The organism is Streptomyces sp. 5-10 (assembly GCF_014712245.1).
In the GTDB taxonomy this organism is placed as follows: Bacteria; Actinomycetota; Actinomycetes; order Streptomycetales; family Streptomycetaceae; genus Streptomyces; species Streptomyces violaceusniger.
Window position 1 is genome coordinate 32636 of record NZ_JACVYG010000010.1, and the last position, 26626, is coordinate 59261.

The 26626-nt window shown below is 70.3% G+C and carries 22 protein-coding genes and 5 pseudogenes; 18 read left to right on the plus strand and 9 right to left on the minus strand.

Translation table 11 applies throughout. The features are described 5' to 3' along the window. Positions 1–82 precede the first annotated feature (82 nt). The 6 genes from IEJ02_RS51065 (at position 83) to IEJ02_RS14685 (ending at position 7271) form a co-directional block, all read left to right on the plus strand. Positions 83–505, plus strand: a complete 423-nt coding sequence (locus IEJ02_RS51065) for a hypothetical protein (protein ID WP_370467041.1) — start codon at positions 83–85, stop codon at positions 503–505. A gap of 197 nt (positions 506–702) precedes the next feature. Continuing rightward, positions 703–1701, plus strand: coding sequence for a LacI family DNA-binding transcriptional regulator (locus IEJ02_RS14665; RefSeq protein ID WP_191065422.1), 999 nt, complete (start codon positions 703–705; stop codon positions 1699–1701). A 293-nt stretch (positions 1702–1994) separates the two neighbouring features. Beyond that, entirely contained in the window at positions 1995–3302 is a 1308-nt protein-coding gene (locus IEJ02_RS14670; RefSeq protein WP_275559467.1) for an ABC transporter substrate-binding protein, read from the plus strand. 10 nt (positions 3303–3312) lie between these two features. Then, positions 3313–4269, plus strand: coding sequence for a carbohydrate ABC transporter permease (locus tag IEJ02_RS14675; RefSeq protein ID WP_191065281.1), 957 nt, complete (start codon positions 3313–3315; stop codon positions 4267–4269). After that, positions 4266–5123 (plus strand): carbohydrate ABC transporter permease, encoded by an 858-nt coding sequence (locus IEJ02_RS14680; RefSeq protein ID WP_191065282.1) that lies wholly within the window; start codon positions 4266–4268, stop codon positions 5121–5123. The genes IEJ02_RS14675 and IEJ02_RS14680 overlap by 4 nt, the downstream gene beginning before the upstream one ends. 57 nt (positions 5124–5180) lie before the next feature. Next, positions 5181–7271: a beta-galactosidase gene (locus IEJ02_RS14685; protein ID WP_191065283.1), complete on the plus strand. Its 2091-nt coding sequence runs from the start codon at positions 5181–5183 to the stop codon at positions 7269–7271. Between the two features lie 248 nt (positions 7272–7519). On the opposite strand, the gene IEJ02_RS14690 is transcribed toward IEJ02_RS14685, so the two are convergent. Continuing rightward, positions 7520–8209: a TetR/AcrR family transcriptional regulator gene (locus IEJ02_RS14690; protein WP_223863829.1), complete on the minus strand. Its 690-nt coding sequence runs from the start codon at positions 8207–8209 to the stop codon at positions 7520–7522. Positions 8210–8221: 12 nt separating this feature from the next. On the opposite strand from IEJ02_RS14690, the gene IEJ02_RS49875 reads away from it, so the two are divergent. The 6 genes from IEJ02_RS49875 to IEJ02_RS14710 all read left to right on the plus strand — a co-directional run bounded on the left by IEJ02_RS49875 (position 8222) and on the right by IEJ02_RS14710 (position 11756). After that, positions 8222–8344 (plus strand): hypothetical protein, encoded by a 123-nt coding sequence (locus tag IEJ02_RS49875; RefSeq protein WP_263407944.1) that lies wholly within the window; start codon positions 8222–8224, stop codon positions 8342–8344. After that, positions 8341–8511, plus strand: a complete 171-nt coding sequence (locus tag IEJ02_RS50385) for an NAD(P)-binding domain-containing protein (RefSeq protein ID WP_317985797.1) — start codon at positions 8341–8343, stop codon at positions 8509–8511. The genes IEJ02_RS49875 and IEJ02_RS50385 overlap by 4 nt, the downstream gene beginning before the upstream one ends. After that, positions 8477–8896 carry an NADPH-dependent F420 reductase gene (locus tag IEJ02_RS14695; protein WP_317985798.1) on the plus strand — a complete coding sequence of 140 codons (420 nt, stop codon included), beginning with the start codon at positions 8477–8479 and terminating at the stop codon, positions 8894–8896. The genes IEJ02_RS50385 and IEJ02_RS14695 overlap by 35 nt, the downstream gene beginning before the upstream one ends. A 129-nt stretch (positions 8897–9025) precedes the next feature. Then, on the plus strand, positions 9026–9859 hold the full coding sequence (locus tag IEJ02_RS14700) for a PIG-L family deacetylase (RefSeq protein WP_191065284.1): 834 nt from the start codon (positions 9026–9028) through the stop codon (positions 9857–9859). A gap of 258 nt (positions 9860–10117) precedes the next feature. Continuing rightward, on the plus strand, positions 10118–10486 hold the full coding sequence (locus IEJ02_RS50765; RefSeq protein ID WP_223863859.1) for an NAD(P)-binding domain-containing protein: 369 nt from the start codon (positions 10118–10120) through the stop codon (positions 10484–10486). Positions 10487–10496: 10 nt separating this feature from the next. Next, positions 10497–11756, plus strand: coding sequence for a 4-hydroxybenzoate 3-monooxygenase (locus tag IEJ02_RS14710; protein WP_317985799.1), 1260 nt, complete (start codon positions 10497–10499; stop codon positions 11754–11756). An 809-nt stretch (positions 11757–12565) separates the two neighbouring features. Here the strand turns inward: IEJ02_RS14710 and IEJ02_RS14715 are convergent. Continuing rightward, entirely contained in the window at positions 12566–13438 is an 873-nt protein-coding gene (locus tag IEJ02_RS14715) for a ketopantoate reductase family protein (protein ID WP_191065285.1), read from the minus strand. A gap of 70 nt (positions 13439–13508) precedes the next feature. Between IEJ02_RS14715 and IEJ02_RS14720 the strand changes: the two genes are divergently transcribed. Beyond that, positions 13509–14138, plus strand: coding sequence for a TetR/AcrR family transcriptional regulator (locus IEJ02_RS14720; protein ID WP_191065286.1), 630 nt, complete (start codon positions 13509–13511; stop codon positions 14136–14138). A gap of 29 nt (positions 14139–14167) precedes the next feature. Here IEJ02_RS14720 and IEJ02_RS14725 read toward each other — a convergent pair. Next, positions 14168–14506: pseudogene (locus tag IEJ02_RS14725) on the minus strand (hypothetical protein); the annotation flags it as partial. A gap of 207 nt (positions 14507–14713) precedes the next feature. On the opposite strand from IEJ02_RS14725, the pseudogene IEJ02_RS14735 reads away from it, so the two are divergent. The 3 genes and pseudogenes from IEJ02_RS14735 to IEJ02_RS14745 all read left to right on the plus strand — a co-directional run. Continuing rightward, positions 14714–14877, plus strand: a pseudogene (locus tag IEJ02_RS14735) (IS5 family transposase); the annotation flags it as partial. A 220-nt stretch (positions 14878–15097) separates the two neighbouring features. Then, positions 15098–17503 carry a glycoside hydrolase family 44 protein gene (locus IEJ02_RS14740; protein ID WP_191065287.1) on the plus strand — a complete coding sequence of 802 codons (2406 nt, stop codon included), beginning with the start codon at positions 15098–15100 and terminating at the stop codon, positions 17501–17503. A gap of 38 nt (positions 17504–17541) precedes the next feature. Continuing rightward, entirely contained in the window at positions 17542–18645 is a 1104-nt protein-coding gene (locus IEJ02_RS14745; RefSeq protein WP_191065288.1) for a glycoside hydrolase family 53 protein, read from the plus strand. Positions 18646–19164: 519 nt separating this feature from the next. Here IEJ02_RS14745 and IEJ02_RS14750 read toward each other — a convergent pair. From IEJ02_RS14750 to IEJ02_RS14760, 3 genes and pseudogenes are all read right to left on the minus strand, one after another. Next, positions 19165–19269: pseudogene (locus IEJ02_RS14750) on the minus strand (transposase family protein); the annotation flags it as partial. 80 nt (positions 19270–19349) lie between these two features. Continuing rightward, positions 19350–20414 (minus strand): bile acid:sodium symporter family protein, encoded by a 1065-nt coding sequence (locus tag IEJ02_RS14755; RefSeq protein ID WP_191065289.1) that lies wholly within the window; start codon positions 20412–20414, stop codon positions 19350–19352. Between the two features lie 124 nt (positions 20415–20538). Further along, entirely contained in the window at positions 20539–21390 is an 852-nt protein-coding gene (locus IEJ02_RS14760; protein WP_191065290.1) for an isocitrate lyase/PEP mutase family protein, read from the minus strand. A gap of 255 nt (positions 21391–21645) precedes the next feature. Between IEJ02_RS14760 and IEJ02_RS14765 the strand changes: the two genes are divergently transcribed. Then, positions 21646–21870: a hypothetical protein gene (locus IEJ02_RS14765; RefSeq protein WP_191065291.1), complete on the plus strand. Its 225-nt coding sequence runs from the start codon at positions 21646–21648 to the stop codon at positions 21868–21870. 838 nt (positions 21871–22708) lie between these two features. On the opposite strand, the pseudogene IEJ02_RS14770 reads toward IEJ02_RS14765, so the two are convergent. The 3 genes and pseudogenes from IEJ02_RS14770 to IEJ02_RS14780 all read right to left on the minus strand — a co-directional run. Next, a pseudogene (locus IEJ02_RS14770) lies at positions 22709–23278 on the minus strand (amidohydrolase family protein); the annotation flags it as partial. Between the two features lie 390 nt (positions 23279–23668). Then, positions 23669–24586 (minus strand): TIGR03620 family F420-dependent LLM class oxidoreductase, encoded by a 918-nt coding sequence (locus tag IEJ02_RS14775; protein ID WP_191065292.1) that lies wholly within the window; start codon positions 24584–24586, stop codon positions 23669–23671. Positions 24587–24623: 37 nt separating this feature from the next. Beyond that, the gene (locus IEJ02_RS14780) at positions 24624–25520 is read right to left on the minus strand and encodes an SDR family oxidoreductase (protein WP_191065293.1); all 897 of its coding nucleotides are present in this window, start codon (positions 25518–25520) and stop codon (positions 24624–24626) included. A 187-nt stretch (positions 25521–25707) separates the two neighbouring features. On the opposite strand from IEJ02_RS14780, the pseudogene IEJ02_RS14785 reads away from it, so the two are divergent. Further along, positions 25708–26623: pseudogene (locus IEJ02_RS14785) on the plus strand (LysR family transcriptional regulator). The last annotated feature ends 3 nt before the right edge of the window (positions 26624–26626 follow it).

Consider the following 26626-nt stretch of genomic DNA (forward strand, 5'->3'; position numbering starts at 1 on the left):
ATGCGCCGGCGACCCCTGGACCCACGGCGACCACGGCCACGGGTCCGGCGAGAAGCAGTGGCACGGGAAGCACTCCCAGGCCATGCGCGCCCACGACGACGCGGAGACCCTCCTGGACGCGGCCTCCGCTCTGCTCGGCGAAGCCCTCGCCGCCCCCGACGACGCTGTGGCGTCCTACTACGCCGTGAACACCTGCAGCTGGCCGCGCACCGAGACCGCACGGCTCTTCCTGCCGGAGAGCACCGTCGCGCTCGACGAAGCCGTCCAGGTCCTCGACGCGCGCACCGGCACACCCCTGCGGGCGGCGCCTCTCGACTACGCCGAGTTCGGAAACCTCCGTGCCGAGCAGGACGACGTCACGGCACTGCTGCTGAGCACGGCGGGGCGACCCGCTCTCCCTGACCACGGGCACCGCCCGCGGCCCGACCACGGGCAGCGCTCGCAACCCGATTCACGGGCCGGGCGCGTGGCGGTGCCGGGGAGCCATGCTTGCGCGAACCGTTGACGCGCCCGGAGGGCGGACGCATACTCGCGTGACTACGTAGTCAGAGCGGGCCGGACTACCCGGTTCGCCGGTGTGACTACGTAGTCAGCCTCTGATCCGGCACCTCCCGGATCGTGCACGAAGGGAGTGCTGTGTCCACCACCGCGGCTCAGAACCCGCCTCCCGGGGCAGGGCAGGGACAACAGCGGCCCCCTTCGATGCGCGAGGTGGCCCGGCTGGCGCGGGTGTCGCAGAAGACGGTGTCCCGAGTGGTCAACGGGGAGCCCTATGTGAGCGACCAGGCCCGCGACCGTGTGCTGCGGGCCGCCCGCGAGCTGGGGTTCCGGCCCAACACCGCGGCCCGCGCACTGCTCCGGGGGCGCTTCCGCCGGATCGGCGTGGTGTCCTTGGGGACCGCGCTCTACGGTCCCGCGTCGCTGCTGTTCGCCCTGGAGCGGGCGGCGAGCGCCGCCGGATATTCGTTCAGCGTCGTGACCACGCTCAACGGCCGGCCCGCCGGTATCGCGGAGGCCGTCGAATCCCTGCTGAACCAGGGCGTGGACGGCATCGTGCTGTCCGAGCCGATCGACGAGGGCGAGGCCGCTCCCCTCGACCCTGGGGTGCCGATCCTCGGCTTCGGCCGGATGCCGGCTGTGACCCCGGGGACGCGGGCCCTGGTCACGGGGGCGGACGGGGTCGGCGGCGGCCTGGCGGCCACCCGCCATCTCCTCTCCCAGGGGCACACCACCGTATGGCATGTGGCCGGTCCGGGGCGCTGGTGGGCGGCGCGTGACCGCATGGAAGGCTGGCGGAAGGCGCTCCAGGAGGCGGGGGCGCCGGAACCGGAGTGCATCGAGGGCGACTGGTCGCCGTCGTCCGGCTACGAGGCCGGACTGCGACTGGCCCGCACCCCGGGGGTCACGGCGGTGTTCGCCGCCAACGACGACATGGCCATCGGCGTGATACGCGGTCTGGCCGAGGCCGGTCTCGCGGTGCCGGAGCAGGTCAGCGTCGTCGGATACGACGACATTCCCGCCGCGGCCTATCTCTCGCCGCCGCTCACCACCGTGAGCCAGGACTTCGACACCGTGGCGGCACACGGACTCGACCTGCTGGTCCACCAGATGGAGAACCCCGACGCCCCCGTGCCCGTCGGGGGCGAGCCGCCCGCCCGCCTGGTGGTCCGCCGGTCCGGCGGCCCGCCCCCGCGCCCGTAGCACCGGCGGCCGGTCGCCGCTCCCCGCCACCGATCCCCTGAAAGCCCCTCGGCCGCGCCACCGACACCTTCCCCTCGGCCACCGCGCCCCTGCCGTTCCCCCGCCACCGGGACACCGCGGCCGGACGAGCCGCCATGCCCGCCCGCATCACTCGGCACCCACCACCTCTCGATGAGGAGCCGCAGATGAAAAACCTCCCTCCTCCTCCCACACCCCGGGGAACCCCGGGCCCACATCGCGCACCACCTTCACCGAGTCCCGGCCCCGCCCCCGGCACCGCCCCGCGCCGGACCGTGCTGCGGTGGGCCGCCGCGGCCGGTGCCCTCGCCACCGCCGGAACGGCCACGGCCTGTGCGGGCGGCCGGGCGGCCAGTGTGCGCACCTCCGGCCCGGTGACCTTGTCGCTGTGGACCCATGACCAGGGGTACCAGGACTTCTTCACCCGGTCCGTGCCCCGGGCCGACCGTGCCACCCGGTTCTCCTACCGGCTGCGGGTCACCCGCGCCGGAGCCCAGGACCTGGTGACCAAACTCCTGGCCCAGGCCGTCGCGGGACGCGGCACCCCCGATCTGATGGGCTTCGAGATCGGCAACTTCGCACGCATGCTGCGCGGCGACCTCTCGGCCCGGCTGCTGCGCGACTGGACCGAGGACGTCGCCCCGCTCGGCGACGACCTGCTCGCGGCGCGACGCGCCCCCTACACGGTCGACGGCAGGCTCTACGCACTCGACTCGGACACCCCCGCCACCGTCTACTACTACCGCGACGACCTCCTGTCGAAGTACGGCGTCCCCGCCGACCTCGGCACCTGGGAGGAGGTGGCGAGAGCCGGCGCGAGGCTCTACGACAAACACCGGGTCTCCCTCGGCGCGGTCTCCACCGGCAGCGATCTGAACCAGGTCGTGCAGCTCTTCGCCATCCTCCTCTATCAGCGAGGGGGCGCGCTCTTCGACGCACACGCCCACCCCACCCTGGACTCACCCGAGGCCGAGGAGACGCTTCGCTTCATCCGCGACGGACTGCGCACCGGTTTCCTCGTGGACGTCGCCGATTTCTACGGCCCCAGCATGCAGACCGCCCTCAAACGCGGCAGCGTCGCGGGACTGTGGATGGCGAGCTGGTACAAGACGTTCGGGCTCCAGCCCAACGTCCCCGAGCAGTCGGGGCGGTGGCGCATCCGCGCGCTCCCCAGGTTCTCGGCCGGGGGCGGCCGCACCTCGGTGGCCGGGGGCACGGGCTTCACCGCGATCACCGGCAAGGCGAACACCGAGGCCGGTGCCGACTTCCTCTCCGCCACCTGGCTCACCGAGGAAGCCCAGATCCGCCGCTACCGTGAGCTGGGCTATCTGCCGACCCGCCGCTCGGTCTTCCGCAGCCCCGAACTCCTGGCCCTGGAGGACACGTTCTGCGGCGGGCAGCGGCTGTTCGAGGTGTACGCCCCGCTGGTGGACCACGTGCCCGCGTACTACCAGAGTCCGGACCAGTCCATCCTCATGGACGTCCTCAGCGGCTATCTGATCCGTGCGTACCGGGGCGACCTCTCCCCGCGCGAGGCGCTGCGGCGCGCCACGTCCGACTTCCGTGCCCAGGCGAGCCGCTGAGGAGGCGCAGATGGCCAGCATCCCCGCGGACCGGCTCCGCGACCCCCGCTCACTGCCCCCGAGGGCGACCGCGATCGGTGGCCGCGCCGCGCGCCCACGGCGCGGTCCCGCCCATGCGCCGTACGTGTTCATCGCACCCTTCTATGTGCTCTACGTCCTCTTCATGGTCGTGCCGATCCTGGTGGCGGTCTATCTGAGCCTGTGCGAGTGGGTCGGGCTCGGGCCCCCGCACTGGGTGGGGCCGCGCAACTACGCGCATCTGCTCACCGACGTCAGTTTCCACCGCGCGCTGGGGAACACCGGTGTGTACGTTCTGGTGAGCGTGCTCGTCATCGTGCCCGTCGCGCTGATGATGGCCCAGGGCCTGAACGCACGGGGCCTCCGGGCGCGGGATCTGTTCCGGGTGGCCTTCTTCATCCCCATGGTGGTGTCGCCCCTCGTCGTCGCCCTCATCTTCAGCCTCGTCTTCGACCGGCAGTTCGGGCTCGCCAACTCGGTCCTCAGGGCGGTGTTCGGGCTCGGCGGATTCGACTGGCTCGGCGATCCCACCCTGGCCAAGGTGTGCATCGGCCTGATCATGCTCTGGCGCTGGGCGGGCTATCTGACGATCTTCTTCCTGGCCGGGCTGCAGAACGTGCCCCGCTCGCTGTACGAGGCGGCCGAGCTGGACGGAGCGGGCCGGTTCGTCACGTTCACCGCCGTCACACTGCCCGCGCTGAAGCCGGTGACCGGGTTCGTCGCGGTGACCTCGTTCATCAGCGCGGCACAGATCTTCGACGAACCCTTTCTGCTCACCCGTGGCGGACCGGGCGACGCCACGCTCTCGGTGGCGATGTTCATCTACCGGGCGGCCTTCGAACGCCAGCAGTTCGGCTACGCGGCGGCGGCCGGAGTCGTCCTGTTCGTCCTGGTCTTCACCATCAGCCAGATCTTCAACCGGCTGCTCGGCATCGGGAGGGCCTCATGAGCGCCCCCGCACCGGCGCGCGCCCGCCGTCGGCACCGGACCCCCTCGCGCGCACTGCTCTACGCCGCACTGACCGCCTTGCTGCTGGCCTTCGTCGGGCCACTGCTGTGGGCGCTGAGCGGATCGTTCAAGCCGCGTGGCGACATCTTCGCCTACCCGCCGCGGCCGCTGCCCAGCCCCGCGACCCTGGCCAACTACCGGCATCTGCTGGACAGTCAGCCGTATCCGAGCTGGTTCCTCATCAGCACCGCGGTGGCGCTGGTGGCGACCGCCGTGTCGGTCTTCGTCTGCGCGCTGGCCGGGTACGGCTTCGCCAAGTACCGGTTCACCGGGCGGACGTTCCTGTTCTCGGTGATGTTCAGTTCGCTGTCGATCCCGTTCGCCGTGATCCTCGTGCCACTGTTTGTGATCCTGGTCAAAACGGGGCTGGGCAATCCATGGTTCGCCCTGGTGGTGCCGTGGGTGGCTCCCGCGTTCGGGATCTTCATGATGCAGCAGTACATCATCCAGAGCGTCCCGGACGAACTGCTGGAGGCGAGCCGGATCGACGGCTGCGGGGAGTTCCGCATCTTCTGCCAGGTCGTCCTGCCACTGCTGCGCCCATCGCTGGGCGCGCTCGCGGTCTGGACGTTCCTGCAGAGCTACAACAGCTTCCTGTGGCCCCTGGTCCTGATCTCCGACATCGACCAGTTCACGCTCCCGCTGGGGCTTCAGACCCTCTTCCAGGCGGAGAACCGCCAGTACGACCTCGTCCTGGCCGGATCGGTGCTCGCCACAGTGCCCACCGTCCTGGTCTTCCTTCTGCTGCGCAAGCAACTGCTCGAAGGGCTGTCCGCGGGCGCGGTCAAGGGCTGACCGGCACCTCACCCCACCGCCCCGGCCGCTCCCCTCACCCTCGACAGAGGAGGACTCGTGTCCGAGCTTCCCCCGCGCGTGCTGTTCGGCGCCGCCTATTACCACGAATACCAGCCCTACGAACGACTCGAGACCGACCTGGACCTGATGGCGCGGGCGGGATTCTCCGTTATCCGGGTCGGCGAATCGGTGTGGTCCACCTGGGAGCCCGAGAACGGGCGGTTCGACCTCGACTGGCTGCGACCGGTGCTCGACGGGGCGCATGAGCGCGGCATCGGTGTCGTACTCGGGACGCCGACGTACGCCGTACCGCCGTGGCTCGCCCGGCTGTACCCCGAGATCGCGGGGGAGCGGCGCACCGGCGAGCGCATCCCCTGGGGCGCCCGGCAGGAGGTGGACTTCACCCACCCCGCCTTCCGCTTCCACGCGGAGCGCGTCGTCCGCGCCATCCTGGCCCGCTACGCCGGACACCCCGCGGTGCTCGGCTTCCAGGTCGACAACGAACCGGGCAACGAACTGCTCCACAACCACGGTGTGTTCCAGCGCTTCGTGGACCACCTGCGCAGGACTTACGGCGACGTCGAGACCCTGAACCGGGAATGGGGTCTGGTCTACTGGTCGCACCGGCTGTCCACCTGGGCCGACCTGTGGACCCCGGACGGCAACGCGCAGCCGCAGTACGACCTGGCGTGGCGGCGTTTCCAGGCCGAGCAGACCACCGAGTTCATCGGCTGGCAGGCGGACATCGTGCGCGAGTACGCCCGCCCGGAACACTTCGTCACCACATGCATCGCCTACGACCGGCCCGCGCTGGACGACCAGGCCCTGGCCGGCCGGCTCGACATCACCGCGGGCAACCCGTACTACACCATGCAGGACGGCCTGGCGCTGCCCGATCCGGCCACCGGCGGCCAGGGATGGACCACCAACGGGACCTGGGCGCTGTACCAGAGCGCGGACCGGATGTTCTCCTCGCGCCAGGAGCCGTTCCTGGTCACCGAGACCGATGCCCAGTCCATCGGCCACTCCTGGCACAACCGGCCCGCCTACGACGGACAATGGCGTCAGGCCGCCTGGGCGCTGATCTCGCGCGGGGCGCGCATGATCGAGTACTGGCACTGGCACACCCTGCACTTCGGCACGGAGACCTATTGGGGCGGTGTGCTGCCGCACAGCGGCCGTCCCGGGCGTGCCTACCGGGAGATCGCGCGCCTCGGCCAGGAGCTGGCGAGTGCGGGGGACCTGGTCGCCGGGCTGACACCGGACGCGGATGTGGCGATGGTCTACTCGTCGGCGAGCAAATGGGCGCTGGCGTTCCAGCCGCCGCTGGCCGCGCCGGACGGCGGTCCGGACCGGCGCTCGTACCAGGGCCTGTTCGAGCCCTTCTACCGGGGCGCGTTCGACGCCGGGCTCCAGGTCCGGCTCCTGCACACCGGCCAGCTCACCGGTGCCACCGCGGGGGAAGCCGCCGTGCGACATCCGGTCCTGGTCGCGCCGGGTCTGTACGCCGTGGACGACGCGACGCTCGACTGGCTGGCCGACTACGCCGCCGCGGGCGGCCACCTCGTGCTCGGCCCGCGCACCGGGTACGGGGACCCGGGCGCCAGGGCCCGCACCGATGTGATGCCCGCGCGCCTCGCGGAGGCGGCGGGGGCCTGGTACGACGAGTTCAGCAACCTCTCCGGCGATCTGCCGGTGCACCCCGCGCCCGGCTCCCCCCTCACGCTGCCGGACGGAGCGGCGGCCACCCGCTGGGCGGACGGCGTCCGGACCGACGGCGCACAGGTCCTGGCCGGATACGACCATCCGCACTTCGGCCGCTGGCCCGCCGTCACCACGCACGCCCACGGTGCCGGCCGGGTGACGTACGTGGGCACCGTGCCGGACCCGGTGCTGGCCGCGTCGCTGTTCCGGTGGGCGGTCCCGGAGCGGGCGGGCGACTGGAGGTTCGCCCAGGAGAGCGTCACCTGCACGGGCGCCACCGCCGCCGACGGGCGCAGGGTGCGCTTCGTCCACAACTGGTCCTGGGACGAGGCGGCGGTCCGGCTCCCCGCCGCGGTCCGGGACGTGCTCGACGGTACGGAGCACCCGGCGGGGGAGGAGCTGAGGCTGCGGTCCTGGGACGTCCGGGTGCTGCTGGAACGCTGAGACGCATGGCGCCGGCCCGACGAGCCCCCGTTTCCGGAGCGGCTCGGCGGTCTCGGCATCCATATCGACGCCGGCACGACGTCGTCCTGCGCGCTTGGGCCGGCGTACGCGGCGATGCGCAGCGGCTCGACCGGGTCGCGGTAGAGCGCGTCCGATTCCAGCAGTTCCTCGTGGCGCCCTTGGGCGCGGATGCGGCCGGCTTCCATCGGCCGCAGAGCCCTGGCTCGCCGAGTGGATCGGCTCTGTGATCAGCTCGGGGCGTGGTCGATCTGCAGCGCCTGTGCTCGTACGCTGCCGAGAATCTCGTCGGACAGTTGGGGGCGGACCTCGCGCACCGCACGGGCGAGCATCATCGAGCCGATCAGCTCGCTCAGCAAACGGATCGCACGTGCCCGAGCGTCCTGTTCGGAAAGGCCCATGCGGATGAGTTCGGCGGTGAAGCCGGCCAGGTAGCCGTCCACTCCTTCCGCATAGGCGCCCTGGACGCTCTCACCGTCGCGGCCCGCGTCTGCGATCAGGGACGACGAGGGGCAGCCGCCGTCGGGGTGGTCGCGGTGGTCGGTGGACAGGTAGACCGCCACGGCCCGTTCCAGTGGCGTCCCCTCGGGCGTCGCGCCCGCCTCGATCATTGCGTCGAGCGTGCCGAGGGACTGCTCGAAGGCGGCGCGGCACACTTCCACCGCGAGCGCGTCCTTCGACGGGAAGTGGTTGTAGAAACCGCCGTGCGTGAGGCCGGCTTCCTTCATCAGATCCGCGATGCCCACACCGTCGATGCCGTGCAGGCGGAACAGGCGTGCGGCGGCGGCGACGATGTTGCGGCGGTTGTGGGCCTTCTCCTCCTGGGTGATCCGGGGCACGGGCGACTCCTGAGCGACACTTGACAAGTTTTGATGACACCTCTCATCATAAACCTCGGATGGATTAAGGTCGATCAACATCAAAGGAGTCCCGTGCGAGCCCTCACCGCCACCCCGGCCGGCCTTGAGCTACGGGATGCGCTGCGCCCGCCCGAGCCCCCGCCCGGCCATGTCGTGGTCCGCGTCACTGCCGCGCACCACGAAGGACAGTCATGAGGATCGGCACGCTGGGCGCCGGGCAGATCGCGACCGCGGTCGCCCGCCATGCGCTCAGGCACGGCCACGAGGTCGTGCTCAGCAACAGCCGCGGGCCGCGGGCGCTGGCCGAACCCCGCGGTGGGGGACCTGGTGCTGCCGGCCGTGCCATGGCCGGAGATCCCTGACGCCGTCCGGGGCCTGGGACCGTTCGACGGCCGCATCGTCATGGACGCCACAAACCAGTTCGAGGCGACCGGACCGAAACCGCGCATCGCGGACCTCGGCGACCTGACGGGCAGCGAGTACGTCGCGTCACTGCTGCCGGGCGCGCGCGTGGTGAAGGTGTTCAACACGGTGTACGGCCGGTACATTGAGGCCGACCCGCGCCATGACGCGGGCCGCCAGGTACTGTTCCTGGCCGGAGACGACGCAGACGCCGTCGAGGCGGTCCGGGCCTTGGTGGAGCAGTTCGGCTTCGCCGCCGTCCCGATCGGCGACCTGCGCAACGGGGGACGGCTGATGCAACTCGGTGGGCCCTTGTCGGCACTGCATCTGCTCAAGCAAGACTGAACGCTTCCGTTCGGGTGGGCTGGTCGAGGGACGACAAGGTCGTCCGCCCCACCAGGATCCGGGCGCCAGGACCGCGGTACGCCCGCCGCGCACTTGGATCAAGACGTATTTCTGCAGGAGGACTGTTTCATGACTGACCGGCCCTTGACGCTCATGGCCGTACACGCCCACCCCGACGACGAGGCCACCGGAACCGGAGGGGTCCTCGCGCGGTACGCGGCGGAGGGCATCCGGACGGTTCTCGTGACGTGTACCGACGGCGGTTGCGGTGACGGACCGGGGGGTGTCAAGCCGGGTGATCCCGGGCACGATCCGGCGGCCGTCGCCCTGATGCGCCGTCAAGAGCTCAAGGCGAGCTGTGACGTCCTGAAGGTCAGCGATCTGGAGATGCTGGACTATGCCGACTCCGGGATGACCGGCTGGCCGAGCAACGACGCCCCCGGGTCCTTCTGGCAGACCCCCGTGGAGGAAGGCGCCGCCCGACTCGCGGAACTCATGCGGCACTACCGACCCGATGTGGTCGTCACCTACGACGAGAACGGCTTCTACGGCCACCCCGACCACATCCAGGCCCACCGCATCACGATGGCGGCGCTGGAGATGACCACGCTGACACCGAAGGTGTATTGGACGACGATGCCCCGCTCGATGATGCGGCGGTTCGGGGAGACCATGCGCGAGTTCCATGAGGACATGCCGGAGCCGGATCCTGCCGAGGCCGCTGCGATGGCCGAGATCGGCCTCCCCGACGATGAGATCACCACGTGGGTGGACACCACCGCGTTCAGCGGTCAGAAGTTCGATGCGCTGGCCGCGCACGCCAGTCAGGGCGAGAACATCTTCTTCCTCAAGATGGGCAAGGAGAGGTTCGGCGAGTTGATGGGCATGGAGACCTACGTACGTGTCAAGGACGCCACCGGCGCCGCCGTACCCGAGAACGATCTCTTCGCCGGACTGCGCTGACCCGCGCAGATCCATCGGTAATCACGGCACGCTGCTCGAGGAACAGCTCACCCGGACCACAGCCCTGCCGTTCGCGCGGCAGGGCCACAAGCAGGCCGCATCCACCGCCACCGAGCTGCTGCACGCCGGGTACTCCTGGACAGCCGTCTACGCCATCCACGCCTTCCTGGGAGCGCACGCCCGGCCAAGACGGTCTGCTGATAACCCCAGCCGTTGTCGCGGCCCCGCGCCGCGACACTCGGCCGGCAGTCCTTGACATTGACGTCGGAGCCGGCCACGAGCGCCTCGCTCTCCTCCCTCGCCGCGGACCAGGGCGCGGCCTTCGTCGACGCGCCCGTCTCGGGCGGCCGCGACGGAGCCCGCGGAAGGTCGGCTGACCGCCTTCGGCGGTGCCACGGAGCAGGCCCTCGACACGGCCAGGCCTGTCCTCGAGGCCCTGACCGGCGGCCAGTACCAGCATCTCGGCGGCCCCGGCCCCGGCTCCGGCAATGTGGTCAAGCTGCTCAACAACGTCCTGGCAGCGGCCAACCTGGTCTCGGTCGTAGATCTGGAACACCCAGGCCGCGGTGGCGGTGGCATCGCTGGTCCGTCAGCTCGAACGTCGGGTACTTGGTTACGCTGACATAGGAGGTGTCAAGTGGCCGCAGAACACACGGAGTTGCCGGAGTCGCCGGAGTATACGACCGTTGCCGTGATCGGCGCGGGCCCGGCTGGTCTGACCGTCGCCAACCTGCTGCGGCGCAGTGGCATCGATTGTGTGGTCCTGGAACGCCGGAGCCGCGAGCGGGTGGCACAGCGCCAGCGGGCCGGTATCGTCGAAACCCGTGCCGTCCGGATGTTCGACTCCTGGGGGCTGGCCGACCAAGTCCTCGATGGCCCACCGTCCGACGGCTTCCTGGAGTTCCGGATGGACGGCGAGAGCCACCTCGTGTCCGACGACGACGGCTCCGACGGTCTCCGGGCCCGCCTCTGTCCCCAGCAGGTGCTGGTCCAAAGGCTCACCGCCGCGTACCTTGCCGATGGCGGCGACCTGCGATTCGAGGTCGCCGACATCTCTCTGGACGACCTGGTCGGCGACCGCCCGACCGTCCGCTACCGCACCGCCGACGGCACTCTCCGCGCCATCACGTGTGCCTTCGTCGCCGGCTGCGACGGTGACCATGGCATCAGCCGCGCCGCCGTTCCCAACGGCGTTCTCACCGCCCACACCTTCGACCACGGCATCGGTTGGCTCACCGTACTCGCCGACGCCCCGCCCCCGGCCCGCCCCCTCCTCGCCGTCAGTCCGTACGGCTTCGCCGCCCACTTCGCCCGCGGCCCGCACACCAGCCGCTACTACCTTCAGTGCCCACCCGACGACCATCCCGACGCCTGGCCCGATAGCCGCGTCTGGGAGGCCCTGCGCACCCGGCTCGCCGACCCCGCCCTCGTATCCGGCCCGATCACCGACCGCGAAATCTTCCGGCTCCGAAGCCTCGTCCACGACCCCATGCAGTACGGCCGCCTCTTCCTCGTCGGCGACGCCGCCCACATCGTCTCTCCCTTGGGCGGCAAAGGCATGAACCTCGCCCTCTACGAGGCAGATCTCTTCGCCCGCGCCGTCCGGGACTCCGTCCACGACCACGACGACACCGGTCTGCATACCTACTCACGGCGCTGCCTCCGCCGGGTCTGGAACGACCAGGAGTTCTCTCACTGGCTGACCCGGACCCTCCACGACGCCGGTGACGACACCCACTCCGGCCCCTTCCAACGAGGGCTGGCCCGCGCCAGGCTCGACCGCCTCTTCACCTCCCGCAGCGCCGCGGGCGCCTTCGCGGAACTCATGGTGGGACTGAGCCCCGCCCCGAACGCCGACGCCCAGGACGGCCCGGGTCCGGGGGCCGGGGCCTGCTGATGCTACGGCGCCGGCACCTTGGCGGACAGTTCCTCCCGCCAGGGAGGAACAACCGGCCCGGGTCTCGCCGACCCCCTGCTGGCGATCAGCCACTCGTCCCACTCCGACTGCGCCGTTTCCAGCTCGGTCTGCAGCTCCTCCACTCGCCTACCGGGCCGTCCGCTCTCGCTATGCCTGACCAGCACGAACCCAGCCCCACACTCGGTTTCGAGGAACTTTCTCAGATCTGCGCCGCCCTTCCGGGGTGGTGCGTGGGGCGTTGGTCCCGGGTGTTGGCGCGACGCTTTCTGATGGTCCATGGCCGACCGCACTCGCCTGGTGCCTACGCGAACAGACTCCCGTGACAGCCGTCACCGGACCGTGAGCACGGATGAGTCCGCAGCCGGTCATCGTGTACGGCTCACACGCGGACCCGGCGACGCCTGGTGCCCTGGCTGGTGGGTTTCCTGGCGGGTCGTCAGGGCCTGGTAGGTGGGCCGCGGTCCGGGCTTCGCGGTGGAGGTGGTCCGTGTTCCCGGTCTTTGTGGTTGGTCGCTGGCCGGCTGTTTTGCCGGTTTCGCGACAGTGAGCGCTGGCAGGAGTTCCTTGCATTCCTCAAGCAGATCCGTACCCGTTTCCCGGATGGGCGGTTGTGCGTTGCCGCCGGCTGTATCGGCTGTCGCAGCCGTCACGTTCACCGCCACGCCTGGTCATGAGGTCAGCGGTTGCCGTCCTGGGTCGCTTACTGAGATTCCACGCGTGGTGTCGCCCTCGGCATCCGCTTGAACTGCGACGATCGTCGGCCATGGCGCGACACCACACAAAGATCATCAGTAGCGGGCTCCCGCAGGGGCACGGAGCTGTTCGGCCAGCCGCTCGAGTTCGGCCGCCGTGGCAGGCGAGGGGTCGTTGAGTCCGCTGTGCACGGCCGTCGGGCTCTTCAGGAAGCGCCGGAGCACGGCCACAAGGAGCCCTTGCGGCAGAGCCCGCAACGCGGCGAACGCGCGAGGTACCGGCGGCGTCTCCATCGCGGCGAGATTCTGCCGCATGAGGTGGAGCATGCCGCGTACCGCGTCCGGGGCGTCGGCCAGCGCTACCGGGCCGCCCGCCGCGTGTACCGCCTGACCGAGCGGGACCTCGAACGCGGCGTGCGTCCTGAGCCAGGCATCCATCTGCGGCTCGGCCTTGGCGTTGATCCCGGCAGTACGGAACGTCTCCACGATCCGTACCAGTCGCGGGGTGGTACGGCCGTCGGGCTCGCCGATCGGCATCGCGACCCGGCGGGTGATGAAATTGGTCTTGCGGTAGCGGACCACGTCGTCGTCCATCGTGCCGCCAGTCGCGGGGAAGCCGAGCAGCACCCGCTCGTGGCCGATCACCGCACCCAGCGTCTCCGGGCCGGCTGCCCAGTTGAGCAGGAACAGCACGTCACCTTGGACACCGGCGAGTGATTCCAGCACTGCATCCACCTGGTGGGTGCGGACGAAGACGGTGATCAGCTCGTACCCGCCGTCCGGGTGCTCTATCACCGGTACCGGCACCCGCCTGACAGGGCCGTCTTCCTCGGCGAGCCGCACTCCCTGCCGGCGCAGGGCGGTCAGGCGCTCGCCCCGGGCGAGGAGCGAGACGTCGTGGCCGGCCTCGTGCATGCGGGCGGCGAACAGGCTGCCGCAAACCCCGGCGCCGTACACGAGCAGCTTCATGACAGCCCTCTTTCACACGTTCGTTTTATTCATACGTTCGTTTCATTCAAACATATGTAGAGTCCCTCGTGTGGCGACCCCAGACACCCGCGCCCAGATCCTCGACGCGGCCGAGGACCTCTTCGCCGAGCACGGATACCGCGGCACCTCGGTCCGCGCGATAACCAAACTCGCCGGAGCGAACCTGGCCGCCGTCGGCTACCACTTCGGCTCGAAGGCGGAGCTGATGGCGGCAGTCGCCCGCCGCGTGGTCGAGCCCATCACCGCTGCCCAGTGCGCCGGGCTCGACAAATTGCTCGCCCGGACCCCCGACCCACCGGTCAGCGAACTGGTGGAGGCATTCGCGGGGCCGCTGTTCGACGAGATGCCGGCCGGCGACGAGGGCGGCGCCCGGAGGTCCCGGCTGATCGTGACGATCCTCAGCGACCCGGCCGAGGAGGCACGCAGCTGGACCGGCCCGGCCGAGGACTCGGTCCGCGAGCGCTACTTCGCGGCCTTCGCGCGCGTACTGCCCGGCCTTTCCGCGGAGGAGCTGTGGTTCCGGATGCGGGGGATCTTTGCCGTGGCGGCCGTCGACCGCCTCCAGGTCCACCAGCAGTCCTCCCCTGGCTGCGTGTCCCCGGTAGCGGGCGAGGCGGCCCGGCGATGGGCGATCACGTTCCTGACGGCAGCGATGAGTGCGCCACCGACCCGGACCTGACGACCCAAGACAGATGCTGGCGGCGCGGGTCAGGCGGCATTCGCCCTGTGGACGAGGGCAGTGAGGCGCTTGGCGGCGGCGTTCTCGTTCCGCCAGATGATGTATCGGCGGATCATACTGTCCTGGGCCTTGTGGGTCGGGTGGTCGGTGCCGTCGAGGGCGAAGTAGCGAAGGGCGGCGAACTGGGCCTCGATCCTGTTCAGCCAGGAGCTGTTGGTCGGGGTGTGGACGATCTCGGCGTTATTGGCAGCCGCCCACGTGCCGACCCGCTGGCAGCGCTTGGTCGTCAAGTGCGGCGAGTAGTTGTCACAGACGATCGCGATGCGTACGTCCGCCGGGTGCGGCGAGCGCGGGTAGCGGCAGAATTCGCCCTGCGCGGACAACAACACCATCTGGGCCCGCCGGCAGGTCACCACCGACCCCGTGCCCGGCGCACAATCCGCAGCAGTCGCTGCCCGTCGTCGTCATCGAGCTCTCGCACCCGCACACGCTCAGCCACGAGGACAGCGTGACGGATGACCACGGTCGGCCACGTCCTTCACATAGCGCGGCACTACAGGGCGAACGTTGGTTGAATCGGCCTCCTGGTCGCGGTGCTGGTCACCGAGGCCGGCGTGCAGGATCTGTGGCCGGCACCCGGCTCCTCGACCAGGTGACCGCCGACCACCCGGGCATCAGGAAGGTATGGGTCGACGGCGGCTACCGCCAGCACCTCGTCGAGCACGCCGCGGCCCTCGGCTGGTACCTCGCCGCCGGTTCGACTCAGCGCGTATGACGCACGACGTGCGGGGACGGCGGCCGGTGCGACCGGGTTCGGTCGAGACGGTTGACACTCTCGCCGGGCTCACTGACCATGCGCAGGGTGGGAGCGCTCCCACTCCTGTTTCGCCGTCCTGTCCCCGTCGTCGGCACGGCCGTTGAGAAGGAGACCCACGCGCATGACTTCGAGACCGAGGCGCATGACTCCGAGAGCCGCGTCGGCGGCCGTGGTGCTGCTGGTGGCTGCCGCCGGTCTGGCCGGTCCTCACCAGGCGAGCGCCTTACCGGGTGGGGGAGCGCGGCCCGCCGCCTCCTCCGCCGCACCGGAAGGCCCCGCCCTCAGCGTCGACACCACCACCGGCCGCAAGGCGATCGACCCGCACATCTACGGGATCAACTTCGCCGACGAGGCACTGGCCAAGGAACTGCGCCTGCCGGTCCGCCGGTGGGGCGGAAACGCCACCACCCGTTACAACTACAAGCTCGACGCGTACAACGCGGGCGCCGACTGGTACTTCGAGAACCTGTACTACGAGAACGGCACCGCGGACCTGCCGAACGGCTCGGAGGCCGACAAGTTCGTCGAGCAGAACCGCCGCACCGGCACCGACACCGTGCTGACCGTGCCGATGAGCGGCTGGACGACCGCGGCGCGCAACGCCGCCTGCGGCTTCAGCATCGCCAAATACGGCCCGCAGAAGGCGAACGACGCCCAGTGGCGCCCGGACTGCGGCAACGGTGTGAAGACCGACAGTACGAACGTCACCGGCAACGACCCGGCCGAGACCAGCGTCCCCGCCGGTCCGGAGTTCACCAAGGGCTGGGTGCAGTATCTGAACCGCACCTACGGCACCGCGGACGACGGCGGTGTGCGCTTCTACAACCTCGACAACGAACCCGACCTGTGGTGGAGCACCCACCGGGACGTCCACCCCGAGGGCACGGGCTACGACGAGATGCGCGAAAGCACCTACGCCACCGCCGCCGCCATCAAGGACGCCGACCCCGGGGCGAAGACCCTCGGCCCGGTCGGCTGGGGCTTCAACTCCCTGGTCTACTCCGGTCTCGACCAGAAGACCTGCAACGAGAAGGGCGGCGACTGCTGGTCCAACCCGCCCGACCGGGCGGCCCACGGCGGACAGCTGTTCGCCCCCTGGTACCTCCAGCAGATGAAGGCGTACGAGCAGACGCACGACCGCCGCATCCTGGACTACTTCGACGAGCACATATACCCCCAGCAGACGGGGGTGTTCAGCGGCAACGTCGACCCGGAGACCCAGGCCCTGCGGCTGCGCTCCACACGGCAGCTGTGGGACCCCACCTACGTGGACGAGAGCTGGATCAACCAGCCCGTCCAGTTCATCCCGCGCATGCGCTCCCTGGTCGACGAGAACTATCCGGGCACCAAGCTCGCCATCACCGAGTACAACTGGGGCGCGCTGGACCACATCAACGGGGCCCTGGCCCAGGCCGATGTGCTCGGCATCTTCGGACGGGAGGGGTTGGACCTCGCCACCCTGTGGGATCCGCCGACGTCCACCGAGCCCGGCGCCTTCGCCTTCCGCATGTTCCGCAACTACGACGGAAACGGCGGCTCCTTCGGCGACACCGCGGTCCACGCCGCCAGCGCCGACCAGGACAAGCTCGCGGTCTACGCGGCCCAGCGCAGCGGCGACAAGGCGCTGACCGTGATCGTCGTCAACAAGACCACCGGTGATCTGACCGCCCCGGTGTCCGTCACCGGCGCTACCGCGCCGGGCGGCTCGGCGCAGGCCTACCGGTACGGCCAGGACGATGTCACCGCGATCAAGCACCTGGCAGATCAGCCGCTGACCGACGGCGGTTTCACCACCACTTTCCCGGCCTACTCCATCACCGAGTACGTCCTGCCCGCCGGAGCCTCCGAGGCGAAGCCGCCCACCGCGCCCGGCGCCCCGGCCGCCACCGCCGTCGGTTGGGACCGGGCCACCCTCACCTGGGGCGCGTCCGCCGCCGGATCGTCCCCGGTGGCGAGCTACCAGGTGTACTCCGGCGACACCGCGGGAGCCCCGGTCGCCACGGTCGACGCCCCCGCCACGAGCGCCACCGTCACGGGACTGTCCCCGGCCACCGCCTACACCTTCCGCATCGTGGCCAAGGACACCGCAGGCCGCAGCTCCCCGCCATCGGCGCCGGTCCGGGTGACCACCACCGCGGCCCCCGCGGCCACCTGCACGGTCGGCTACGCGGTGGGCAACGACTGGGGCACCGGCTTCACGGCCACCGTCACGCTCACCAACAAGGGCCCCACCCTCAACGGCTGGCGTCTCGGCTTCTCCTTCACCGGTAACCAGAAGGTGGCAGTCGGCTGGAACGGCACCTGGCGCCAGAACGCCACCGCGGTCACCGTCGACGACGCGGGCTGGAACGCCGTCCTGGCCACCGGCGGCTCCACCACCGTCGGCTTCAACGGCGACTACACCGGCGGCAACCCCGCGCCACGTGACTTCACCCTGAACGGCAAGCCCTGCACCGCCCCCGGCACCGTGGCCGCCGCCCATATCGCGGCCCCGGTCGGCCACGCGCCCGGCGCGGCCGCGGTGCCGCATCGGATGAGGAGGCGGTGACCGTGTGCCGCCCCGGACCCGGACCCGGACCCGGGCGCATGCGCACGCTCGAGGTTGCCCTGCTCGCCGCCGTGATCGCCCTGGCGGCGGCCCTGCTCACCGCGCCGGCCAAAGCGTCCGCCGCGAACGCGCTCAGCATGCGCGGCGCCGATGTGTCGACCGCGCAGCGGGCCCTCGACCTCGGCGCCACGTACTACGACGCGAACGGCAATGCCGCTGACCCGCTCGACATCCTCAAGGGCGCCGGGGTGAACTACGTCCGCCTGCGGATCTGGAACAACCCCGCCAGCGGCTACAACAACAAGGCCAAGGTGCTGGCGTACGCGAAGACGGTCAAGGCCAAGGGCCTCAAGCTGCTGGTCGACTTCCACTACTCGGACGCCTGGGCCGACCCGGGCAATCAGCGGAAGCCCGCGGCCTGGGCGAGCCATGGCATCGGCGCGTTGCAGACCGACGTCTACAACTACACGTACGACGTCTGCAACAGCCTCAAGGCCCAGGGCACCGCCCCGGACAGCGTGCAGATCGGCAACGAGATCAACGTCGGCATGCTGTGGAACGACGGCAAGGTGGTCAACAACGACTTCACCAACCTCAGCCTTCTGCTCAAGGCGGGCACAGACGCCACCAAGGCGTGCAACGGCGGCACCAAGGTGATCATCCACACCGCGAACGCGGACAGCGACGCCCATGCGCGCTGGTTCTACGACGGGATCAAGGCGAAGGGCGTCAGCTGGGACATCACCGGGCTGTCGTACTACTGCATGTGGCACGGCCCGCTGTCCACCCTGTACGACGTTGTCGCCGACATGAGGTCCCGGTACGGCAAGGACGTGGTCATCGCCGAGACCGCGTACCCCTTCACCACGGCGAACGCCGACAGCACCGGTAACTCGGTCACCTCCGGCTGCTCGGGCTATCCGCTCACCTGGACGGGCCAGGCCGCCAACTTCACCGACGTACAGAACACCGCCCGCAACGCCGGTGCGATCGGTGTCTTCTACTGGGAGCCCACCTGGTACGCGGTCCCGGGCAACGGCTGGGATCCGGCCGACATCAACAACAGCGGGGACGGCTGGGACAACATGGCCGTCTTCAACTGGACCGGGCGACTGAACCCCGCCATCAGATGGACCTCATAACACCGGGCGGGCGACGGGCGATCTCACACACGCTCGATTACCTGGGTGCACTGCCGATATGGGCGTGTATCTCCAGGGCTCGCTCTTCGCCCAGGCCGGCGACGCCGTTCTCGGCCCGCTGCGCGGGGTGCTCAGGGCCGAGCTGGGGGACTCGATCTGCTGACCTGTGGTTGCGGGGAGCCGATGACCTGCGTACGGCTCGCCGCCGACGTCTCCTGGAAGGCCGAGCAGCGGCGGATGTGCGACCGCACCGTGGACGTCCCGTGGGCGCGGCGTTACGGCCCCAGCGGCTCGCCTGCGCCGAACTCCAGCCCGGTACTGGCTCACCGTGAACCGGGCGGCTGGCCCGGACCCGCGCCCCGGCCGACCAGCGTTCGGCAGCCGAGCCGGGCCACCCCAGGAGACCGCGGAGGCGCGCGCGTGACGTGCCCCAGCCACTTGATGCTCGGGCTCGGGTCGCGTGCCGTCCAGCCATCGGCGGACCGTCCGCCGCGGGCAGCCGAGCACCGGGCAGACCAAGCGCCGCAACCGCACCGAGAAAACGACCCGCCGCCCGTCCGCCGGCACGTCCGCGACCCTCCTCCTGCGGAACCCGTGCACCTGCCCCGTCGGCGTCCCGCACACGGGGGACGGCAGCCGAAGGCGTCGGCCCAAGGGGACAACGCCTCCCCGTCGGCCGGGCCCACGGTGTGGAAAACGTGGAGTCAGCCTGCCGGGGAGCCGGAGTGAGGGCTGGTGGCCGAGTCGGGGGTGTGGGGTGCCGGGTGGGTCGTTGCCGTGTGGAGGGTGGTTGGCCAGCGGCGGGCCAGCCAGGCACAGACCACGAGTTGAAGGGTGTGGTAGAGCATCAGGGGCAGTACGATCATGGCGACCCGGCCCGCCGGAAACAGTACGGAGGCCATGGGCAGTCCGCTGGCCAGACTCTTGGTGGCGCCGCAGAAGACCGCGGTCACCCGGTCCTCGCGGGGCAGGCGCAACACGCGCGCACTGCGGTTGGCCAAGAGCAGGGCGACACCCAGCAGCAGGGCGCACAGCGCGCCGAGGAGCGCCAGTCGCGCCGGTGACACGCGCTGCCAGATGCCGGTGGTCATGCCCCGGCTGAACGCCGAGTAGACCACCAGCAGAATCGACCCCCGGTCGCAGACGCTGATCACAGCGCGGTGCCGGCCGAGCCAGTCGGAGATCCAGCGCCGCAGCATCTGCCCGGCGAGGAACGGCAGCAACAACTGGACGGCGATATCGCCGAGTTGGCCGAAGCCGATCGGAATGCCGCCGTCCTCGGAGCGCTGGATCAGCAGGACCGCCAGCACGGGGGTGAGGACGACGCCCAGCACCGTGGAGAACGACGCCGAGCACACGGCGGCGGCCACGTTGCCACGGGCCATGGAGGTGAAGGCGATGGAGGACTGGACGGTGGAGGGCAGCACCGCCAGGAAAAGCACACCGGCGGTGAGCTCGGCGCCGAGCATCCGGTCCGGTAACAGCGCGATGGCCAGTCCGACCAGCGGGAAGGCAATGAACGTCAGGGCCAGGACGGGCAGATGCAGCCGCCAGTGCCGTACGCCCTCCAGCGCGGCCGACGGGGAGAGCCTGGCTCCGTAGAGGAAGAACAGCACTCCGATCGCCACTTGGGTCAGCCCGGTGACGACCTCCGCCGCCTGCCGCTCGGCCGGGGCGAGAGTGGCGAAACCGATGACACTGAACAGCGCGACGATGTACCAGTCGACGCGGCCTGCCAGACGGCGGGCGCGGGTGAGGGTCCGGGACATGCGCTCCTGCCTTGAATCCGGTGGCATGGGACCCGGGTCAGGCCGAGGCCGGACCCGGGGAGAGGCCGGGGACCGCTTACGGCTCATGTCGCGGGGTGCGGTCCCCTCCTGGCGGCACCGGACGTCAGGCCGGCGCGTGTGCGTGGTGGCGGCTGATGTTCTTCTCCAGCAGGGCCAGGCACTCGGCGACACCGACGGTGTCCGGACCGGTCTGCGGGAGGCGGCCGTCGGCCTCCCGCAGCTCGGACAGTGCCCGGTCGATGGCGGTCTGGGCCGCGAACAGGCAGGGGGTGCTGTAGATGGCGACGTCGACGCCGAGTTCCGATAACTCGCTCAACGACAGCCGGGGCGACTTGCCGCCGGCGATCTGATTGAACAGCAGGGGCTTGTCGCCGATGACGCGCCGTACCTTGTGGATCCAGTCGACGCTGCGCACTCCGTCCACGAGCACGACGTCGGCGTCAGTCGCGGCCAGCGCCTTGGCGCGGCGCAGGATCTCGTCCTCCTCGGTCGCGTCGGTGCGGGCCACCACGACGAGCTCATGGCGCGAGGTGAGAACCATGTCGAGCTTCTCCAGGTACTCCTCCAGTGGCAGCACCTGCTTGCCGTCGACGTGCCCGCAGCGCCGCGGGCGCTTCTGGTCCTCCAGGATGACGCCGGAGGCACCGATCGCCTCCAGGCTTCGCACGACATGGCACGCGGTTTCCGGATCGACGTAGCCGTCGTCGATGTCCACGAGCAGGTGCTGCCGTGGGAAGGCCAGTCTCAGGCGCTGGACGAAGGCGATGATGTCCGGCCAGGCGATGAAGCCGATGTCGGGCAGCCCGTAGTGGGACGCGGCGAAGCCGAATCCGGAGACGAACATCCCGTCGTAGTGCCGGGCCGCGACGGATGCGGAGAACATGTCGAACACGCCGATCAGGGGCGTTGTGCCGCTTGTGTTGATGGCATGGCGTAGCCGATTGGGGTGGCTCACGGTACCCTCCGGGGAACTGGTTGCGTGGCCTTTCCGCCGTGCGGCTGCCTGCCTGCGAAAGCCGTGGCCGCGCGGCGCGTTCCGCACCAGACAGACCGGGCGCCTCTCTTCGGATGGGGCGCCCGGTCCGCGCTGTCCAGTGCAATGGCGGCACCCTAAGAAGGTTTTTGCCGTATCACAACCATCCCTTGGGGATCGCGATACGGATACGGCCATCGCCCGACGCTGGTTCGGCACGATGACACGCGTACACGCATGGAACTGGCCGACACCCCATGGCAGGCCACGACGAGGATCTCGGCCATCGCCTGCTCGCGCTCTCTCATCGCCGCCCACACCGGGACCGAGAACACCTCGCCGCAGTTGGTGCAGGTGCGCCGCTGCTGCCCCTGCCGGCGCTACAGAGCCGACAGCGGTCGCGTCTTCGCCGACTTCTCCGGATCCCGCAGCGCCAACCGTTCCCCGTACCAGCGGCGGTAGATGTACGCGACCGGACGCTGCCCCACTGCGGGCTTGCGCCGCTCCCTGCCCGGCTGGATTTTCGTCCGTGGATACGCGGGAGCCCGGCCACCGCCGAACACAGGCACCCTGCCCACGAACTCCAGCGGCTTCCCCCGGGCAACGCGCTTCGGATTAGGGCCGCCCCACAACGACGACTTACGCCTCGGCGTGCACCGTGCACGTCAATCCATGTCCATCTGCCAGTCGCGTGCAGCGCGGCGACCGGCGTAGCGCACCTTGCGGTTGGCGGCCTTCACCCACCCCTGCCATTCTTTATACGCTGAGCGCTCCTGGGTGCGCGCACAGCATGCCCAAGGGGAGGCCATTCCGGTGACCGTGGCCCATCGGCAGCGGGTGCCGGTGTCCTCCCGGGGCGGGAGTGGCGGAAGGTCGCAGGGGCCGTGCCGGTGGTCATGCAGCGGCAGGCCACCATGCTCGCGGTGGCGTACCCACGAGGGTTTGGTCTTGTCCGTGCGGGACATCTCGTTCCTCCGGAACCAGCCACCCGGGCTCCCGGACTCTCCGGGCGGGCGGCTAGTGCAACCGCGTCATCACCATCACCTGCTCTGTGCTTGTGCCGAGCAATGTAAGCGTCGGCCTGCTTCCTCCAAGACTACGGCTCGTCCTCCAGACTGCGGCTGGTCTTCGCGCATTCCCAGGTCGCGTTCTGGTCGGGCACGTGGATCGAGGTCGCCGCCGCACGGGGTCCACACCGCGTCGGCCAGCGCCGTCGACGGTGCATGCGTCCTCCGCTCGACCAGCTCTTCTTATGTGTGCACCGTGTGGGCCGGAGGCTTCAGCGCCGTTCCGTCAGCCGTCAGTTGGTGGGGTGTGGGGTGGGTGGCGGTGCCGGGGTGGGTGTCCAGCTCATGATGTTGCGGAGGGTGCCGCCGAAGAGTGCGGTTTTCTCCGTTTCGGTGAGCTCGTCGCGGTCGAGGAGGTAGTGGAGTGCTTGGGCGTAGGAGTGGTGGCCGGGATACCTCGGCACTGGGTCGAAGCCGTGGAGGCGTCCGGAGACCCGGTGCTGGTCTGTTCCCCACATGCAGCGGTCGGTTCCGAAGGCGTCCAGTACCTGCCGGAGGCAGGGCCAGATGTCGGGGTATGGGTACGGCGTGTCCGACAGGGTCGGTGCCCCGGAGAGTTTGACGGAGACATTGGGAAGGTCGGCGAGGGTCAGGAGTTGCCTGAGGTCGCGCCACGGGGGATCGTCGGGTGGCATGAAGGGTGGCTGATTGAGCCCGAGGTGGTCGATGATCAGTGGCAGGGTGGGGTACGCGCGCGCCACCGCCGCTATGTCGGGGAGATGGCCCGGGCTCAGGACGCATACGGGTAGGCCGTGTTGTTCGGCCGTGCTGAGCAAGCGGTCGTAGGCGCCCGCCCGGAGACGCTCGACGTTGCCGGGGGGGCCAGGCCGTGGTGATGCGAAGACCCAGGACGCCCGGGGTCTTTCGCGCGCTGGCTATCTGGTCGGTGATGTCGGGTGCGGTCTCGTCGTATACCAGGACGGTTGCGAGGCGGTCGGGGTGCCGGGTGGTGGCGGCCGTGCACCAGTGGGCGGGGGCTGCGTGCGGGTCGCTGATGATGACGGCGGCGTCCACGCCTGCGGCGTCCATCTGTCCGAGCAGGAGCTCGGTCTGCAGGTCCAAGAAGGCTTCGTCGCCGTGTTTCCACTGCGACCATGGCCGTGGGAGGTGCAGGTGGGCGTCGATGATTTCCACGGGGCATTCCTCCTGGGGAGGTCTGATCGAGGTCAGGCACGCGATGTGTGCCGTGTGGTTCAGGTGAGGTCGGTCAGTGCCGGCGCGATGAGGGTGAGCTGGTGGATGCCGGGGGTGAACTCGGTGCCGAGGGGGAGGAGCAGTGTGACGTGGTCGGCGCCGGCGGCCAGGTGCGCGTGTACCTTCGCGGCGATCGTGTCGGGTCCGCCGTGGGCGACGAGGGCGTCCACCACGCGGTCGCTGGCCTGGACGCTCTCTTTCGCCGGATAGCCGAGTTCGGCCAGGCCGGCCCGGAAGGTGGCGCTGGTGGACCAGGTGGTCACCACCTGCCGGGCCCTGGCCCGTGCCCGGTCGCGGTCGTCGTCCACGACCACGAGCTGGCCGACCACGAGCAGTTTGTCCGGGCCGAGCAGTTGCCGGGCGCGTGCGGTGTGCTCCGGTGGCTGCCCGGCGGGCAGCGCGCCGTCGGCGATTTCGGCGGCCAGCTGGAGCATCTTCGGCCCGTTCGCGCCGAGGATCCGCGGGTAGGCGGCCTCCGGCGCGGGTGGCCGGGTGTGGTTGTCCATGCCCGTGACGTAGTCGCGCAGGGTGGCCAGTGGCCTGCCGAACCCGCGGCCGACGCTCTCGGCCTGCTGCCGGTAGCCGACTCCGAGGCCGAGGGTGAACCGGTGCGGATGGGCTTGTGCGAGGTAGGCCGCGGCGGCGTGCGTGGTCTGCGGCGGCCGTGCCCAGATGGTGGCCACGCAGGTGCCGAACGTCATCCGTTCGGTAGCGGTCAGCAGTACGGACAGTTGCGTGAGCGCGTCCTTGCCGATGACCTCGTTGGTCCAGGCGGCCCGGTAACCGGCGTGTTCCAGCTGCCGGACCCCGGCCCGCTCTTCGCCGACCGAGGCTGTAGCGGTCGACGAGACCGGCAGGCACACGCCGACCGGTCCCAGCGTTCGCCGCGCACTGTCCACGACCGCGGTGGCTCTCATGGTGGTCTTCATGGTGAAATTCGCCGCTCGGTGTGCGTCAGTGGGTGAAGTAGTGGCCGGCGTCGAGGTCCGCGAGCAGTCCGGGACGAGCCGGGTGCCAGTCCATCAGTTTTTGGGTGAGGGCGCTGGAGGCCGGTGCGTCCATCGCGAAGATCGGACCGAGCCAGCCGAAGTGCTCGGCGGCGTGTTCCACCGGGATGGACGCGACCGGCAGGTTCAGATGGCCGCCGATGCGCTCGGCGATCTGGCGCACCGGGATGCCCTCATCGCCCACCGCGTGCAGCAGGCTGCCCGCGGGCGCTTGCTCCAGGGCCAGCCGGTACAGCGGCGCGGCGTCCAGCCGGTGCACGGCCGGCCACGCGTTTGCCCCATCGCCCGGATACGCCGACACCCCCCGCTCGCGGGCTATATCGATCAGCCGGGGGACGAAGCCGTGGCGGTCGCCCTCGCCGTGCACCGACCGTGGCAGCCGTACCACCGAGCCGCGCACGCCGCGGTCGGCGAACGCCAGCACCGCCTCCTCCGCACCGCCCCGCGCCGCGGCGGGCGTCCCGGGCGCGGGGATGGTGTCCTCGGTCGCCATCCCGCCCGCTACGCCCGGGGTGCCGGAGCTGATCACCAGGGGGCGATCGGTGCCGGCCAGCGCCTGCGCGATGGTCTCCACGGCGCGCAGGTCCACCGCGACGGAGGTGTGGAAGTCGGTGAAGTCATGGATGAACGCGGTGTGGATCACGCCGTCGGCCGACGCCGCTCCGGCGCGCAGGCCGTCCAGGTCCTCCAGGGTGCCACGGTGCACCTCGGCGCCGGTCGCGGTCAGCGCGGCAGCGGAGGCGTCCGACCGGGCCAGGCCAAGCACCTGATGCCCGGCATCCAGCAGCTCCCGCACGACCGCGGCCCCGATGAAGCCGGTCGCACCGGTGACGAATACGCGCATGGGTCTCGGGCTCCTTTGGCCAGATGAGTTGTCAAGCCGGCCCCGGAGTAGGTGCCGGGCGGTACGTCCACCCTGCCCCCGCACGACCTCCCCGATCCAATGAAACCTCCGTAACCCGCAATACGGCATGAGCATCACCCCAGCTCACCACCCCGTGCATGACGTGGCCGAGGACTATCCTGGGGGCATGCCCGACCTGCCGACGGCCGTAGACCTCGACCTGCGGCTGGTGCACAGCTTCGCCGTCATCGCCGAACACCGCCATTTCGGCCGCGCCGCCGAAGCCCTGCACATCACCCAGCCGTCGCTGAGCCGTCAGATCCACCGACTGGAACAGCAACTCGGCGCCCGCCTCCTGGACCGCACTCCGCGAGGCAGCCGCCTCACCGAGGCGGGCCAGGCGTTCCTGCCACAGGCCACAGCGCTGCTGCGCGCCGCGGCTGAGGCCATCGCGCGCGAAGGCCGCGGCCCAGCCCAGCCGCATCACCGTCGGCTACACCACCGGCCTGATCGTCACACCCGCCGTACGCCAGATGCGCCACCGCCACCCCGACGCCGATGTGCGCGCCCAGCACGTGGCCTTCCACGACGTCCCAGCCGCGCTGCTGGAATACCGGGTGGACGCGGTCGTCAGCCGGCTGCCGTTCCCCACCGATCAGCTACACGTCACCGTTCTCTACGACGAACCACGCGTCGTGATCCTGCCACTGGACCACAGACTGGCAGGCAAGGAACACCTCACCCTCGACGACATCGCCGACGAACCCCTGCCCCGACTGCGTGACTCCGATCCGGCCTGGAGCGCCTACTGGCGCATCGACCCCCGCCCCAACGGCCGCCCCGCGCCCGACGGTCCCCTCATCGACTCCATCGAGGACAAGCTCGAACTCGTCGCCGCCGGGCAGGCCGTGGCCATCTTCGTCGGCCACCACACCCAGGCCCTGCGTCCCGACCTCACCTCGATTCCCCTCGACGGCGTCGAACCGGCCCACGTCGTACTGGCCACTCGCGCCGACGACCGCAGCCGCCTGGTCGCCGCGTTCCGCAAGTACGCCCACACTCACCTCGGCAGACCGGACTCGGCCGAACGCACCCGGTCCTGACAC

Excerpts from the sequence above, each read along its gene's own strand:
- IEJ02_RS14665 (WP_191065422.1), top strand. The coding sequence starts at position 703 with ATGCGCGAGGTGGCCCGGCTGGCGCGGGTGTCGCAGAAGACGGTGTCC.
- IEJ02_RS14700 (WP_191065284.1), top strand. The coding sequence starts at position 9,026 with ATGACTGACCGGCCCTTGACGCTCATGGCCGTACACGCCCACCCCGAC.
- IEJ02_RS14675 (WP_191065281.1), top strand. The coding sequence starts at position 3,313 with ATGGCCAGCATCCCCGCGGACCGGCTCCGCGACCCCCGCTCACTGCCC.
- IEJ02_RS14715 (WP_191065285.1), bottom strand. The coding sequence starts at position 13,438 with ATGAAGCTGCTCGTGTACGGCGCCGGGGTTTGCGGCAGCCTGTTCGCC.
- IEJ02_RS14740 (WP_191065287.1), top strand. The coding sequence starts at position 15,098 with ATGACTCCGAGAGCCGCGTCGGCGGCCGTGGTGCTGCTGGTGGCTGCC.
- IEJ02_RS14765 (WP_191065291.1), top strand. The coding sequence starts at position 21,646 with ATGGAACTGGCCGACACCCCATGGCAGGCCACGACGAGGATCTCGGCC.
- IEJ02_RS50385 (WP_317985797.1), top strand. The coding sequence starts at position 8,341 with ATGAGGATCGGCACGCTGGGCGCCGGGCAGATCGCGACCGCGGTCGCC.
- IEJ02_RS51065 (WP_370467041.1), top strand. The coding sequence starts at position 83 with ATGCGCGCCCACGACGACGCGGAGACCCTCCTGGACGCGGCCTCCGCT.
- IEJ02_RS14780 (WP_191065293.1), bottom strand. The coding sequence starts at position 25,520 with ATGCGCGTATTCGTCACCGGTGCGACCGGCTTCATCGGGGCCGCGGTC.
- IEJ02_RS14745 (WP_191065288.1), top strand. The coding sequence starts at position 17,542 with ATGCGCACGCTCGAGGTTGCCCTGCTCGCCGCCGTGATCGCCCTGGCG.
- IEJ02_RS14775 (WP_191065292.1), bottom strand. The coding sequence starts at position 24,586 with ATGAGAGCCACCGCGGTCGTGGACAGTGCGCGGCGAACGCTGGGACCG.
- IEJ02_RS14755 (WP_191065289.1), bottom strand. The coding sequence starts at position 20,414 with ATGTCCCGGACCCTCACCCGCGCCCGCCGTCTGGCAGGCCGCGTCGAC.
- IEJ02_RS14680 (WP_191065282.1), top strand. The coding sequence starts at position 4,266 with ATGAGCGCCCCCGCACCGGCGCGCGCCCGCCGTCGGCACCGGACCCCC.
- IEJ02_RS14690 (WP_223863829.1), bottom strand. The coding sequence starts at position 8,209 with ATGTTGATCGACCTTAATCCATCCGAGGTTTATGATGAGAGGTGTCAT.